This is a genomic window from Endozoicomonas numazuensis, assembly GCF_000722635.1.
Classification (GTDB): Bacteria; Pseudomonadota; Gammaproteobacteria; order Pseudomonadales; family Endozoicomonadaceae; genus Endozoicomonas_A; species Endozoicomonas_A numazuensis.
Window position 1 is genome coordinate 101,208 of the sequence record NZ_JOKH01000002.1, and the last position, 14,563, is coordinate 115,770.

12 protein-coding genes are annotated in these 14,563 nt (G+C 48.1%); 7 read left to right on the top strand and 5 right to left on the bottom strand.

Annotated features, from left to right (window positions below; translation table 11 throughout):
• Positions 1-94: 94 nt before the first annotated feature.
• Both GZ78_RS07870 and GZ78_RS07875 read left to right on the top strand, forming a co-directional pair.
• Positions 95-1,468: an ammonium transporter gene (locus GZ78_RS07870; RefSeq protein ID WP_081869733.1), complete on the top strand. Its 1,374-nt coding sequence runs from the start codon at positions 95-97 to the stop codon at positions 1,466-1,468.
• Positions 1,452-2,213, top strand: coding sequence for a sensor histidine kinase (locus tag GZ78_RS07875; protein WP_152558615.1), 762 nt, complete (start codon positions 1,452-1,454; stop codon positions 2,211-2,213). The genes GZ78_RS07870 and GZ78_RS07875 overlap by 17 nt, the downstream gene beginning before the upstream one ends.
• Positions 2,214-2,217: 4 nt before the next feature.
• Here the strand turns inward: GZ78_RS07875 and cysK are convergent, their stop codons facing one another.
• Positions 2,218-3,189, bottom strand: coding sequence for a cysteine synthase A (cysK, locus tag GZ78_RS07880; RefSeq protein WP_034834602.1), 972 nt, complete (start codon positions 3,187-3,189; stop codon positions 2,218-2,220).
• A gap of 166 nt (positions 3,190-3,355) precedes the next feature.
• On the opposite strand from cysK, the gene GZ78_RS07885 reads away from it, so the two are divergent.
• The 3 genes from GZ78_RS07885 to GZ78_RS07895 are packed head-to-tail and all read left to right on the top strand — an operon-like array spanning position 3,356 to position 5,746.
• Positions 3,356-4,192, top strand: a complete 837-nt coding sequence (locus GZ78_RS07885; RefSeq protein WP_034836092.1) for an AAA family ATPase — start codon at positions 3,356-3,358, stop codon at positions 4,190-4,192.
• A 9-nt stretch (positions 4,193-4,201) separates the two neighbouring features.
• Positions 4,202-5,383, top strand: coding sequence for a vWA domain-containing protein (locus GZ78_RS07890; protein WP_034834604.1), 1,182 nt, complete (start codon positions 4,202-4,204; stop codon positions 5,381-5,383).
• A 3-nt stretch (positions 5,384-5,386) separates the two neighbouring features.
• Positions 5,387-5,746 carry an SH3 domain-containing protein gene (locus tag GZ78_RS07895; RefSeq protein WP_034834606.1) on the top strand — a complete coding sequence of 120 codons (360 nt, stop codon included), beginning with the start codon at positions 5,387-5,389 and terminating at the stop codon, positions 5,744-5,746.
• A 503-nt stretch (positions 5,747-6,249) separates the two neighbouring features.
• Here GZ78_RS07895 and GZ78_RS07900 read toward each other — a convergent pair.
• The 4 genes from GZ78_RS07900 to GZ78_RS07915 form a co-directional block, all read right to left on the bottom strand.
• Positions 6,250-7,578, bottom strand: coding sequence for a purine-cytosine permease family protein (locus GZ78_RS07900; protein WP_034834608.1), 1,329 nt, complete (start codon positions 7,576-7,578; stop codon positions 6,250-6,252).
• Positions 7,579-7,634: 56 nt separating this feature from the next.
• Positions 7,635-8,336 (bottom strand): Sir2 family NAD+-dependent deacetylase, encoded by a 702-nt coding sequence (gene cobB, locus GZ78_RS07905; protein ID WP_034834610.1) that lies wholly within the window; start codon positions 8,334-8,336, stop codon positions 7,635-7,637.
• A 93-nt stretch (positions 8,337-8,429) separates the two neighbouring features.
• Positions 8,430-9,827, bottom strand: coding sequence for a DUF4139 domain-containing protein (locus GZ78_RS07910; RefSeq protein WP_034834612.1), 1,398 nt, complete (start codon positions 9,825-9,827; stop codon positions 8,430-8,432).
• 281 nt (positions 9,828-10,108) lie between these two features.
• Positions 10,109-12,004, bottom strand: a complete 1,896-nt coding sequence (locus tag GZ78_RS07915; RefSeq protein WP_330217604.1) for a beta-ketoacyl synthase — start codon at positions 12,002-12,004, stop codon at positions 10,109-10,111.
• Positions 12,005-12,061: 57 nt separating this feature from the next.
• Between GZ78_RS07915 and GZ78_RS07920 the strand changes: the two genes are divergently transcribed.
• Both GZ78_RS07920 and fabV read left to right on the top strand, forming a co-directional pair.
• Positions 12,062-13,084 carry a GlxA family transcriptional regulator gene (locus GZ78_RS07920; protein ID WP_081869734.1) on the top strand — a complete coding sequence of 341 codons (1,023 nt, stop codon included), beginning with the start codon at positions 12,062-12,064 and terminating at the stop codon, positions 13,082-13,084.
• A gap of 225 nt (positions 13,085-13,309) precedes the next feature.
• Complete coding sequence (fabV, locus tag GZ78_RS07925) at positions 13,310-14,512, top strand: enoyl-ACP reductase FabV (protein WP_034834614.1); 1,203 nt, start codon at positions 13,310-13,312, stop codon at positions 14,510-14,512.
• The last annotated feature ends 51 nt before the right edge of the window (positions 14,513-14,563 follow it).

Consider the following 14,563-nt stretch of genomic DNA (forward strand, 5'->3'; position numbering starts at 1 on the left):
AAAATAGTGACTCTGTCCTGAACCTGCAGTAAAGGCCATAAAGTCTCCCCCTTAATCGCAGATAGCAGTTACAGAACTTTTGAGGGCTGCTCGAATGCCATACGGCTATCTAAACACTCTGTTCCTTACTTTTTGTATTTTACTGATATTTTTAATGCAGATTGGTTTTTTATGCTTGGAAGCAGGGGCTGTCAGAAGCAAGAATAACGTCAATGTAGCTGCCAAGAATCTATTGGACTTTATTGTTGTCACCCTGGTTTATGCGCTGTTCAGTTTTTCAATACAATTTGGCTCCTTTGATACCCTCATGGACAACGCCCATCCACGATCACCGGGCTACCCTTATCTGTTCTTGATTTTTCAATCATTCTTTGCCGTCACCGCCAGCACTATTGTTTCTGGTGCCATTGCTGAACGGAGCAGCCTGAAGGCTTATTTGCTGATTGCCCTTATGATTGCCCTGCTGATCTATCCGGTTGCCGGACAATGGATTTGGGGTGGATTACTGGGTACCCCCCAGGGCTGGTTGTCTGCCATGGGTTTTATTGATTTTGCAGGCTCTACTGTTGTACATGTGCTGGGGGGCTCGGTTGCTCTGGCTGCGGTTCTGGTTATAGGCCCCAGAGAGGGCTTTGCGGAACAAAGCTACAAGAAATTCAGAGGCCAGAATCAGGTGATCACCCTGATGGGAGCCATGATGATCTGGCTAGGCTGGTTTGGATTTAATCTGGGTAGCTTATTAAAAGTCGATGCCTCTATACCGGCCATTTTGACTACTACCCTGCTGGGAGCCTGCTCAGGAGGACTCGCAGCCACGCTCTGGAGTCTGGTGTTTTTCAAAAAATTTGATGTCCCTGTCATCGCCAATGGTGTGCTGGCCGGACTGGTAGGTATCACAGCCGGAGTCCATATTCTTGAGATCTATACAGCCATTCTTACAGGATTTATCGCAGGCTTAATTTGTTGTGGCGCAATGGTTCAATTAGAAAACTGGAAGATTGATGACGTTATCGGAGCCATTCCGGTTCATTTAACTGCTGGTATTTGGGGCACAATAGCCGTTGCCCTGCTCGGAGACCTCAGTCTCATCAACAATGGCTTGAACACCGTTGAACAATTAAGCGTTCAGGCGCTGGGCGTAGCCGTCACCTTTGCCTGGGCTTTTGGTATCAGCTACGTTGCCTTAACGGCCATCAATAAATTTATGCCGCTGCGAGTCTCTCGTCAGGCAGAACAGTTGGGACTTAATATTGCTGAGCATGGCAGTACAACCGAATTGTCTGACCTGGTTAACAAGCTTGAGAAACAAGCAGAACAAGGCCACTTCAAGCCTGTCATACATGACCCTTTTTCAGAACTGAGTGGCATCACCCGCCAATATAATCACGTGCTAGAACGCTTTTTAGAGACTCAATCCCGATTAAACCTAAACATCAAAACATTGAAAAACATTGAAAAACATTCGTGACCAGTTAGAGATGCAAAGAGACAAGACTGAATCAGCCAATCGTCACAAAAGTATTTTTCTGACAAAAATGAGTCATGAAATCAGAACACCCCTTAACGGCATTGTCGCGACTTCTGACTTGATGAAAGATGAGGAGCTTACCGACGAACAGGCTCAATATGTTGAAATCATACAGCAGTCTGGCATGGCATTAATGAGCATTATCACCGACGTGCTGGACTACTCTAAAATCGAATCCGGCAAACTGGAACTGGATCAACAACCCTTTGACCTGGCCATTTTGATTGAACAGAGCAAGGCAGTTTTTATACCAGAAACCCTGTCTCGACCTATAGAGCTCAGCAGCTCGATTGATCTGGGAACACCTCTGCAACTGATGGGAGACTTTAATCGCCTCAGACAGGTACTGATCAATTTACTGGGCAATGCCTTCAAATTTACCCTAACCGGCACGGTTACTTTAAAAGCCTCTACCGTCTCTGAAACAGACAATTTATTGATCGAGGTTGTTGATACAGGCCCAGGCATTCCGGAAGAAAAGCTAAAGTCCATTTTTGACTCTTTTGAACAGGCCGACAATACCTACAGCAGAAAGTTTGGAGGCAGTGGATTAGGCCTGACTCTGAGCAAACACCTGGTTGAGTTAATGGGTGGCAGCCTGAGTGTCTCAAGCCGGACCGATAAAGGAACAACCTTCTCTATCAAGCTGCCTATTGTTCGTCAGACCCCGCAAAAGCCTGCCTGAGCCATTACTGAACCGTCTCGTTATCCGAGAATACACCTTCAAACAAGGCGGTTGAAAGATAACGTTCGCCTGAATCAGGCAAAACAACCACAATGTTTTTGCCTTTATGGACCGGCTGCTCTGCCACTTTCAAGGCAGCTGCCAAAGCCGCTCCTCCAGAGATACCTGCCAAAATGCCTTCTTCTTTCATCAGCTTCAATGCGGTTTCAATAGCCTCTTCATTACTGACCTGTTCAACCTCATCCACCAGATTCAAATCAAGGTTGGCGGGAATAAAACCAGCACCAATACCCTGAATTTTATGAGGGGCAGGTTTCACTTCCTGGCCTGCCAGCGTCTGGCTGATAATAGGAGAAGCACTGGGCTCCACAGCGACTGAAGTAATAGCCTTACCCTGAATATTCTTGATGTATCGGGAGACCCCCGTAATGGTACCTCCGGTACCTACCCCAGCTACAAACACATCGATCTCACCATCGGTGTCATGCCAGATTTCCGGGCCGGTGGTTTCTTCATGAATTCTTGGGTTAGCCGGATTTTCAAATTGCTGGAGCAACAAATACTTTTCAGACTCTGCTTCAGCCAGCTCTTTGGCTTTAGCAATAGCGCCGGGCATGCCCTTGGCTGGTTCCGTCAGAATAATATTGGCACCCAGGGCCTTCATGACTTTTCTTCTTTCCAGACTCATGGAAGCAGGCATCGTCAGTGTTAGAGGAATACCTTTTGAAGAAGCAACAAATGCCAGAGCGATACCGGTATTGCCACTGGTAGGTTCAATCAATTCCATGCCCGGTTTCAGCCGACCTGATGCTTCAGCATCCCAGACCATGCTGGCACCTATACGGCATTTAACACTGTTAGCAGGATTACGAGACTCAATCTTAACAAAGATATTATGATCACCCGCCAACCGATTCAGCTTCACCAGTGGCGTACTTCCGATAGATTGAGAGTTGTCCTGAAATACCTTCTTCATGAGTTCGAATCCTTAATAAATAAACACTGACTCTACCCCACTTATAAATATCTTAAAGTAATAAAATATTATTATTCGATATCGATATAGAATAAGCGTTCACAGCAGTGGTAAACCTCGATAGAGTGCAATCAAAACTATAATGCCACGAAACCCGACTGTGACCATGAAATTCGATTCTACTGACAGCTATATTGCAACCAGCGAACTGAAAACCGCTGTTAATGCTGCTATTGCCCTGCAGCGTCCTCTCTTGATCAAAGGTGAGCCGGGAACTGGCAAAACCATGCTGGCTGAAGAAGTCGCAGAGTCTCTGGGCAAACGACTGCTGCAATGGAATATCAAGTCCACGACCAAAGCTCAACAAGGGCTGTACGAATACGATGCGGTGTCGCGTTTGCGTGACTCCCAACTGGGTGACGAAAAAGTACACGACATAGGCAATTACATTGTCAAAGGCAAACTCTGGGAAGCCTTTGAAGCCGACGAGCAGGTTGTTTTGTTGATTGACGAAATCGACAAAGCCGATATCGAGTTTCCTAATGACCTGCTTCAGGAACTGGATAAAATGGAGTTTTTTGTTTACGAAACCCAAAAAATCGTCAAAGCAAAACAGCGACCTATCGTCATTATCACCAGTAATAATGAAAAAGAACTCCCTGACGCCTTTTTAAGACGCTGTTTCTTCCACTACATTCGTTTTCCTGATCCTGCCACCATGCAGCAGATTGTCGATGTTCACTTCCCCAAACTGAAACAGGAGCTGGTGTCTGAAGCCCTGCAGATGTTTTTTGATTTAAGAGATATTCCAGGCCTGAAGAAAAAGCCTTCTACCTCTGAGCTGATTGACTGGCTGAAGCTACTGAACTCCGACGACATACCTGAAGATGTATTGAGAAACCGGGATTCACGCAGTGCCATTCCACCTCTCTACGGAGCACTGGTCAAAAATGAGCAGGATGTTCAACTGCTCGAAAGACTGGCCTTTATGACCCGTCGATAGGGCGAACCCATGCTGACTAATTTCTTCGACACGGTACGCGCCTTTGGTGTTCCGGCCAGTACCCGGGAATATCTGGATCTGCTCAGAGCGATGCAGACACACGTCGTATTTGCGGACACCGAAGCATTCTATCAACTGTCCAGAGCCATCCTGGTCAAGGATGAACGTTTTTATGACCGTTTCGATAAAGCGTGCAAGGCTTTTTTCGAAGGCATTGAGAGCATAGAAGACCTGCTCGAAGCCACCATACCTGAAGAATGGCTCAGGCAAGAATTCATCAACCAGCTCAGTGAAGAAGAACGGGAAAAACTAAAGGCACTGGGCAGCCTTGAAGAGTTGATGGAGACACTGAAAAAACGTCTACAAGAACAAAAAGAACGCCATGCCGGTGGCAATAAATGGATTGGCACAGGGGGTACTTCTCCATTTGGTGCTTACGGCAATAATCCCATGGGTGTCCGTATAGGTCAGCATGAGAGCAGAAACAAGCAAGCCACCAAGGTCTGGGATAAGCGAGAATTCCAGAACCTGGATGACGACGAAAGGCTGGGCAGCCGTAACATGAAAATGGCTCTACGCAGACTCAGAAAGTTTGCCCGTCAAGGTGCTGCTGATCTGCTGGATCTTGATGACACCATTCGCTCCACTGCCAATAAGGGCATGCTGGACATCAAAATGGTTCCGGAACGACGTAATTCTGTAAAAGTATTGCTCTTTATGGATATCGGTGGCTCAATGGATGCTCACATCAAAATCTGTGAAGAGCTGTTTTCCTGTGCCCGTTCCGAATTCAAACATATGGAGTTCTATTACTTTCACAACTATCTCTACGAGAACGTCTGGAAAAACAACTTCCGTCGTCAAAGTGAGATGAGTGAAACATGGGATATCATTCACCGGTTTGGTAAAGACTACAAAGTAATCTTTGTGGGGGATGCTCAAATGTCACCGTATGAAATAACCTCATCAGGTGGCAGTGTTGAGCATTGGAATGATGAAGCAGGCCACACCTGGATGCAGCGTATTCTGGATCATTTTGACAATACTATTTGGTTGAACCCCATACACAAGGACAGCTGGGAATTCACCCATTCCACAGAGATCATCCATGAGCAGTTCGAAGGCAGGATGTACCCTCTGACGGTCAAAGGACTGGAAGAGGGAATGAAAGAACTGTCGACAAAAAGTTGAAACATGAAAACAGTTAAGGTTTTAGAAGATTACCAGGCCAGCTTCCCGGACCCCGTCACCTTCAACGAAGGAGACAATCTGACGCTGGGTAAAAGTGATGAAGAGTTTCCCGGCTGGATCTGGGTAACTGTATCATCCGGAAAAGAAGGCTGGGCTCCCCTGCCCCTGATACGACGACTCAGTCAGAAACAGGGAACGGCAATAGAAGATTACACCGCCAGAGAGCTCAACATAAAGGCCGGTGAAGAGCTGAAGATTTTGCGGGAACTGAATGCCTGGGCCTGGGTCGAAAACCGGGTAAAAGAAAGTGGCTGGGTGCCGGTTTCGAAGCTGGACCAGACATCCGACACGTCGTTCGGATAGTCAGAATTATGAGGCTGTCACATCTGACAGCCCTTTTCTTAGATAGCCTTAACCCGATTTATTGAGCCGAATAAATCATCTACAGCAGAATACTGCTTTGAGTTCAGGGATATGACTCAACTGTTGTATAAATAACCGTCAACCTCAGGGCGGTAGCGTGCCTGAACTAAAGCCGCTTTACTCATGGCTATCCGTAATCGTCGACCTCCTGAGAGGCTGATCTTTCACACAGATCAAGGTATCGAATAGAAGGCTATGCGCATACAGAATATCCATAAACGCTATACTTTCATCCAGCTTCAATCAAGCCATGTGTATTCCGGGTACTATACCCATTGGATTTCAAGATGCTACTAGGCGACAAGTGAGCGAAGCCCTGTGAGCTTACAAGTAGTAGGTGATCAGGGTGAGCGAACGCTGGCAACAACGTAGCATCTTGAAAGGCGATGGGTATAATACTATTATTTTGAACTTGGTAGCTATGGAGTAAGAATACTTTTCTATCAAGTCTTCAGATTACAAGGATCGATTGCTGATAAATAATAGAGGATGGCTGCAACTGACATGGTTATTAGTGGGCTGGGCCAACCAACCGGCAGAAGGTAACCCAAACTGGATGCTATCAGAAGAATGATCAGTGATCTGATATTGAGCCCTTGTCTATACCAGTAAATCCCTTCTTTTCTATAAAGTGGTTGTACATCTAACTTCCAGTTTCTTAACCAGTAATCCACCAGCAAAAGTCCTGCAATAGCCGAGAAAATCATCCCGAATGCAGTGGCAATTTCAAGAAAGCGGTCAATAATGACAGGGAAACAAGACAGCACCACTGATGGCACACTGACCAATAATGTTGAGCGAATCCGTCCGAGCGATTCAAAGGTATGACTGATAGACAGTCCGCCACTGTAGAGGTTAATAACATTGATGGTCCAGTTGTCCATGACAATCAGGATCAGTATGGACAGAGCCATCCAAAAGCCCGGCACTCGTTCAAGAATGCCATTAAACAGCTCTTTACTGTCTCCTCCCACCAGTGACATCGCAAAAGCACCGGTTGCCGCTCCCAGCAATACGCCCAGAGCTGAACCGGTCATCGAACCCACCCATAAAGCGCGCCTGCTTTTCTGGTACCGGGTAAAGTCAGCCGCGTCGGTGATCATAGTCAACATGCCCGAGAAAATACCGTTGAACCAGGCCATGATCAACAGCCAGTTGTTCTCATTATTGATTGAAAAAGAAACAGAGTCGGGCCCAGCCTGTTGCCAGAGCATAATGATAATAAATCCCAGGCTGATCAGTTTTAGTGGTAAAGCCCAACGGAACAAACCTTTTAACCAGTGATACCCGTAGGATGCGACCAGAACCTGTAAAAATGCAAAAGGGAGCGAAACCTGAACCAAAGTGACGTTGATGGAGAGACACACTTTCAGAATGGCAGCAATTGCCATACTGCCTGCCAGCGTCTGGAAGGCAAACCAGTACACGGAGCAAAGGGCACGCAGAGGTGAAGTCAGCCATCGCCCTCCCCTGACCCCCAGAGCTGCGCGACAGGCCATTTGTCCTGTGAGACCGTAATCTACCCCGACTCTGCCCATGATAAGAAACGCCACCATGCTTAACATAACCGCTGAAAGCTGAACCAGCACCACAGTCAGAAATGAAAGGCCGCCCGCGACTCCCATGGCCGCTGAGAATATTGTACCGGGATTAATCAGGTAATTAATCATGATCAGGAAGCTGTCGGTGCTTCCCGATGTTTGCAGGGACGAAGGAACCTGCTCAGTTCCATAGCATTCAGCTGCCCATTGAGATACGGAGGGTTCTGCCATAATCAACGATCTTATTTTCAGTAAACACCCGAAGATAGACCATCTTTAATGAATGCTTATCCCAACAGAGCGTTAAAAAAATCAGGAACCAGCTCTGTAGCATGGCCTGTAAGACTTCGATCGAACTGGGAAGCATTAGAGCCGGGCTCAAGATTCAACTCGACAGTTTCGGCACCCGCAGCTTTGGCTTCTGCAAAGAAACCAGCGGCCGGATAGACATTGCCAGAGGTTCCAATCGAAACAAAAAGATCACATTGAGACAGTGCCTCATAAATACGATTCATCTCCAGAGGCATCTCACCAAACCAGACAATATTCGGCCTCAGATTACCCGCCTGCTTACAACATGGACAAAGTGTTTGCGTTGTCAGATCTTCATGCCAGTCGAACACCTGCTCAGTATCCTGACATCGGGCTTTATAAAGCTCGCCGTGCATATGAATCAAGTTCTGGCTGCCCGCCCGTGAATGCAGGTCATCTACATTCTGGGTGACCAATAGAAAGTCTCCATCAAACGCTTTTTCAAAGTCTGACAGGGCTTTATGAGCGTCATTACAGACCACTTCTGACAGTTGTTGCCGTCTGCCATTGTAAAAAGACTGCACTAACGCAGGGTTACGATAATAGCCTTCGGGGGTAGCGACTTCTTCCACCGGATGGTTTTCCCAAAGGCCATCACTGGCCCTGAAAGTACGAATCCCGGATTCGGCAGAAATACCGGCACCGGTCAGCACAACAATAGATTGGTAACGGGGCATGGTGTTTTCATCAATAGCAAAATCGGTCTCTATTTTGCCACAGGCAAGAAGCCCGAACGACTGATCTCTTCAGGCTTCTGGAGGTTACAGACACTACCGGGAATAAACCGAGGTATAGGTGAAGGTTTTCTTGCCTTTTGCAGGCACTTTGACCTTGATGGTATCGGTCTTCTCCAAATTACCACCTTTAACATCTTCGAGCTTCAGCAGCGAATGATCCCGATCGGTTGTCAACAGGGTTACGGCTTCATCACTGTCGTTGAAAACCGTTGCCTGCCAGCGACTGATCAGTTGTTTCTCGCGCTGCTGATTATCCAGACGAATTCTTTCCACCCTGACGGCCAGTGCTTCACCCATGGCTAGACGAGCATAATCCCCTTTGGTTGTTTGTGGAATCATGGCATTGCCACTGATAATCACGGTGCCATCCTGACTGGACTCCAGAATCTTAACCTCGCCGGCCGGAAGATCCCGATCAGCCTTAAATCGATAGTTCAGTCTTGGGCGCTGAAGCTCTGAGCCTCTGCCGGAGTATGAACGACCATAAACATCCAGTTGATAATACTGATCCAGCACCAGCTGGTCGTCTTTATACAGGGTAATTTGTTGCCAGGAGAACGGGGCGAGCTTAGTTTTATCCTTTGGCAACGGTGTAACCATAAGCTCCCCTACCCTCTGACTCTCCTGATTGGGCAGTGCACCTGCTGCGGCATCCATCATCACCATTTTGCGGGCATAACCTACATTAGGCCTTCCCATATCTCCGGCGACCAGCTTGATATCGGCGTTGCTGTAATCGGTCTCTGTATTGTTGTTTAACAATGCTGTCAGCTCAATGCGAGCTTTACCCTCATCGTCCAACGTCATGCGATAATGGCTGGAATAGCGAATGGAGGGTGTGATGTAGGACAGACGTAATTGATCAGTACCATCCAGCTCTGGAAAACGGGCCATCAAACGAGCCTGGTAATCTTTTTCCAGAAATACCTGTTCTCGGGCGGCCAGTCTGATGCCTTCAGGATCATTCCAATCCACCAGGTACTGTCGACCATTACTGCCTTGTACCAATCCCATGCCACTGTCGTAAGAGAGCATAACCCCCTGCACAGGAACATTCAGCCCTCCTCCCATCAACTCGACTGATCTACCCACCAGCCTTCGATAAAGACGATCGCGATCCAGACCACCTCGCTGCCAGGTCAGGCTGTCGGGCACCAGGCCCTGCTTTCCTTTCATGTATTCCAGTTCAAGACTGTCATCTTCCCAGTCATGAGCCATGCCCTCAACGATAAGAGTCCCTTCCGGACCCGGTATCACTTTAAATTGTTGTCTTATCAGGGCTCTGTCCGGGTAGAGGGTCAAACCGGTACTTTTGGCATGGCTGACTTCCACTCTGCCTACCTGTTCGTCTGCCAAAACCATATTGACATTCAAGGCACTGAGCACAATGGCACTGCTTAATAGTCCTGTCAGATTAGATCTGGCTCTCATTAAGACTTTCTCCCTGTAATGCGACACCGGGGACTGATGGGATCGTCTTTCAGACATCAGCCCCGACAATGAGGTCAAGCTATTGAAGAGCATGCCCGCAAAATAGCCCACAAATCAACCACAGCCCACTGCTTCCGGCGTAACTTTACATAGTTAATATGTTTTTCGTGACAGCCGAACATGGCAGCAGTCAGGATTTATGACAATCATTACAGCCAGATTAACCTGTGAAAAACAATAGAAGGGAAATAAGGCTGGACACCTCCAGCCTTGAAGACGCCTTAAAAAGACCAGAAAGGATTTTTCACATCAAGATCAACCGGACGACCATACCCGGGCACTTTAATAGACTGGTTGGTGTACTCCAGATCATCGTCTTCCAGAACCCCCTCACCAAATTGATAAATAGGCCGGGCTTCACCTGAAAGCTGAGCACACTCATAGTCTTCCTGACGTCGAGCGGTATTCTCATAGCCCTGCTGCCAGGAAGAGAGTGTTTGTTCGCCATGCTTAGCTTTTAACATATCGCGGGTCACGTCAGGACTCAGTACCAGTGCAGTAGCATTGTTTCCACCAAAGCCCTTGGCGTTAATCAGCGACATAGCCATCTGTGACGGATCCATTTCTTTATGATCCCTACTGATATCGAGATGAGAGTGATGCACATCTTCAGCAATATCAGGAATCGTTTTGATTCCGGGGATAATACCCTGATGCCATACACCCAGCGTTGACATCAGCTGATCACCGGCGGCTACACCGATGGAATGCCCTACATAACTCTTGACTGCGGTTACCGTCCAATTATCCATACCAAAGTTACGAGCCGTCTCATTGAGGATATGGGATTCGGTCACCCTGTTCTGAGGGGTTCCAGTACCATGGGCCTGAACAAAGCTTCGATGTCTCAGAGCCTCTTCACCCATAATCGCCCGACCCAGAGCCGCAGCTCTGGCAACCGTCAGGTAATTACCGGCACCAGGCGCTGAAATGGATTTTTTATAGCCATCGGCATTCACAAACACATCAGCTACCGCACCCAGAATTTCAGCACCGGACTCCAGGGCCAGTTCATCATCCATCAGGACAAAATACTGGGAAGATTCTGCAATAGTAAAACCGGCATTCTCTGCAAAAGGGCGACAAGCTTTACGCCAGTCAGGCGGCGTTTCTGCAGACAGGCCATCGAGCTTTCGCAATGCATCATCTGTAGCCAACGCCCCCATGGTACTGTAACCCTCCATGATTTCAGGCGTAACCGGTGCTTCGCTGTTCCCTACAATCACCACTCGGCGCTTGCCAGAGCGAATGTCATTCACTGCCAGCTGCAGGTTATAGAGCAAGGTGGCGCAGGCCCCCATGGAGGTTCCGGTATTACCCAGAGAGCCCAGAATATAGGCATTGATAAAATCAGCCGACATTTCAGCAAAGCCCAGCGGGCATTGCTTGGAAGTGACCCGTTTACCCATTAAACGGGCTTTGAGCATACCGCCGTAACCGTTGTAATCCAGCTGGCTCATGGCACTGCCGGAATAAACCGCGATCTGTTCTGGAGACAGTTTCTCTTTCAAGAGCAGCCAGTCCAGACCGGAGGACTGCAGCGCATCTGAGGCACCGTAAACCGTCATCGCCAATGAGCGTGGGTGGTTTCTGGACTGATAAAGATCGGCAGGATCAAAACCACTGGGCAACTGACCTGCTGCATTCACTATCCCAGCTCGGGTAGAAGGGAGCATCAGAGATTGCAGCCCGGAAAAACGAACCCTGACATTTCGGCCATCAGCCAGTTCTTCTACCTGCCAGTTTTCAGGCAATGGATTGGGCAGCCGACGCTTGGGCAGTATCAGCTCTGAACCTTCAGCGGCTTTAAGAGGCTGGTGATAATAGAGGGCATTATTATCAAACAGATTGGTTTCAAGCTGCCTGATCAAAGTACCTGAAAGAAGTGCATCTGCCGGAGTATTGTTGTCCAGTCCCCTGAGTCGGGCAATTGCAGTCAGCGTTTTCTTCTGCTGTTCAGCCGCCAGTCGATCAAATACCAGACGGTGATAGCCATGAAATCCTGAACTTCGTCCCGCCGGGCTAATGCCCCCCTGCGCGACAATTACCGGCAATCTGCTCAAGGTAACAACTCCATTGATATAAGGGATATGGCGGTAGTTTAATAGGACATACACAAAGGTACCTGTACATATACGCCATTAAACCCGATAATTGAGCCATTCGATGGATTCATGGGTATAACATTGGTGCAGAACACACTCTCCCTGAACAGGGTATTGATCCCGCTGCTGGATCACATGCTCTCCACCAGCATCAGTTTACCGCTGGAAATGATTCATGCAGGGGTCACCTATAGCCGTTTGAATCATCAGGACTCCAATGTTGAAGTCTGCTTTTGCGCTGAGCGTCTCGACCCGGTGACCAGTATGGGTGGTATCCCTTTAACCCCTGAAGTTACCTTTTCTGAAACAGGTCCGGGCGACCTGATCATTGTTCCCGGTCTCTGGAGGAATCCTCTGCCTGTTGCCCGACAATCTAAAGCATTAGTGCAATGGCTCAAATACCAACATCAACAAGGCGCTACTTTCTGTGTCGCAGCCACTGGGGTTACTTTCATGGCAGAAACGGGCTTACTGGACCATCAACCCGCTGCTACCCACTGGTATTTTCTTGAACGACTGAAACGCAATTATCCGGATGTTGATTTCAAGCCACACCATCTGATTACCCGTTCAGGCAGAATCTTCTGTGCCGGCAGCGTCAATTCGGTCGCTGATCTGATGGTACATCTGATCAGCCAAAGCATGGGGGAACAGATCGCCCATAAAGTAGAGCAACAGTTTTCCCATGAAATCCGTCGCCCACTGGACCAGATTCTGTTTGCTGAAGATCATACAACAGCCCACAACGATGAAGTCGTGATACAGCTACAGGAATGGATAAGGCAGCATTACTGTGAAGATATTGATATGGACAACCTGATTGAAGCTTCAGGCCTCACCCGAAGAACCCTTCACAGAAGGTTTAAGGAGGCTACAGGTTTCTCTCCCACCACTTATATTCAACGCATGCGGTTAACACTGGCTTCTGACCTTTTGAAAAGTACCGATCTTTCAATCAGGGAAGTGGCCTATCAGGCCGGATATACTGACCCGGACTATTTCAGCCGGTTGTTCCAGAAGCACTTTCAGCTGACTCCCAGTGACTTCAAGCGCAGTGTACGGGGCAAACTTTTTTATCTTGAGAGCCCTTGATACATTTCGTATCAATATACCTACTGATATATACCGCCTGCGCCTTTTAGACCTTGCCAGATTTGGATAAGCTTGCCCTACTCAGACAGCCATGAGCGGAAAATACAGCTCACTCAAATCTAGATATGGTTATGAAACCCGATAGAGCTGTATTTTCATACTAAATAGCACGGCGCAGCGAATCTTGTTCGTACTGCCGTCTCTTATCATTGACTGGAGCCAAAGATGATTATCAAGCCAAGGATTCGCGGATTTATCTGCACAACGACCCACCCTGTCGGGTGCGAGGAAAACGTTAAGGAGCAGATCGCTTATACCAAGGCTCAGGGTGAAATAACCGATGGCCCCAAGCGAGTTCTGGTCATTGGCTCATCCAGTGGTTATGGCCTTGCCTCCCGAATCACCGCTGCCTTTGGTTCAGGGGCTGCAACGATCGGCGTGTTTTTTGAAAAGCCTGCCACTGAGAGAAAGCCCGGAACCGCAGGCTGGCACAATTCTGCAGCTTTTGAAAAGCTGGCCCATGAAGAAGGTTTGTATGCCAAAAGCCTTAATGGTGATGCATTCAGCCACGAAGCGAAAGCGAAGACTATCGAACTGATCAAGGAAGACCTTGGCCAGATTGATATGGTCGTTTACTCACTGGCGTCTCCCGTTCGCAAGCTGCCAGACTCAGGCGAAGTGATTCGCTCCGTACTTAAGCCAATGGGCCAGCACTACAAGGCCACAGCGGTAGATACCAATAAGGACGAACTGTTTGAAGCCTCTGTTGAACCAGCCACTGAAGAAGAAGTGTCGGCAACAGTTACCGTTATGGGCGGAGAAGACTGGGAGCTCTGGATGAATGCCCTGTCAGAAGCAGGCGTTCTGGCAGAAAACTGCAAAACTGTGGCTTATAGCTACATCGGTACTGAAATCACCTGGCCTATCTATTGGGAAGGCGCTCTGGGTCAAGCCAAAAAAGATTTGGATCGCGCTGCACACGCTATCGATGAGCAAGTGAAAAGCCTGAACGGTTCAGCCAATATCGCTGTATTGAAAAGCGTTGTGACTCAGGCCAGCTCAGCTATTCCTGTAATGCCACTTTATATTGCCATGGTCTTCAAGAAGATGCGTGAAGAAGGTGTCCATGAAGGCTGTATCGAGCAAATCAACCGCATGTTCCGTGAGCGTCTTTACAGAACTGATGGCTCAGCTCCGGCAGTGGACGACAGCAATCGTCTGCGTTTAGACGACTGGGAACTCAGAGAAGATATTCAGGCCCATTGTCAGGCGCTCTGGCCCAAGCTGACTAACGAAAACCTGGCTGAGCTGACAGACTATGTTGAATACAAGGAAGAGTTCCTGAAGCTGTTTGGTTTTGGTGTTGAAGGCGTTGATTACGAAGCGGATGTGAATCCTCTGGTTCCTTTTGACGTCATTGATATCTAATACCAGTCAGTCATTCCGGGAGGGCTTTCAACAGCCTTCCCAGCTTTCTCT

Bases quoted from the DNA above. Each gene is read 5' to 3' on its own strand.
- GZ78_RS07920 (WP_081869734.1), top strand. From the start codon at position 12,062: ATGGGTATAACATTGGTGCAGAACACACTCTCCCTGAACAGGGTATTG.
- GZ78_RS07870 (WP_081869733.1), top strand. From the start codon at position 95: ATGCCATACGGCTATCTAAACACTCTGTTCCTTACTTTTTGTATTTTA.
- cysK (WP_034834602.1), bottom strand. From the start codon at position 3,189: ATGAAGAAGGTATTTCAGGACAACTCTCAATCTATCGGAAGTACGCCA.
- GZ78_RS07900 (WP_034834608.1), bottom strand. From the start codon at position 7,578: ATGGCAGAACCCTCCGTATCTCAATGGGCAGCTGAATGCTATGGAACT.
- GZ78_RS07890 (WP_034834604.1), top strand. From the start codon at position 4,202: ATGCTGACTAATTTCTTCGACACGGTACGCGCCTTTGGTGTTCCGGCC.
- fabV (WP_034834614.1), top strand. From the start codon at position 13,310: ATGATTATCAAGCCAAGGATTCGCGGATTTATCTGCACAACGACCCAC.
- GZ78_RS07910 (WP_034834612.1), bottom strand. From the start codon at position 9,827: ATGAGAGCCAGATCTAATCTGACAGGACTATTAAGCAGTGCCATTGTG.
- GZ78_RS07895 (WP_034834606.1), top strand. From the start codon at position 5,387: ATGAAAACAGTTAAGGTTTTAGAAGATTACCAGGCCAGCTTCCCGGAC.
- GZ78_RS07885 (WP_034836092.1), top strand. From the start codon at position 3,356: ATGAAATTCGATTCTACTGACAGCTATATTGCAACCAGCGAACTGAAA.
- cobB (WP_034834610.1), bottom strand. From the start codon at position 8,336: ATGCCCCGTTACCAATCTATTGTTGTGCTGACCGGTGCCGGTATTTCT.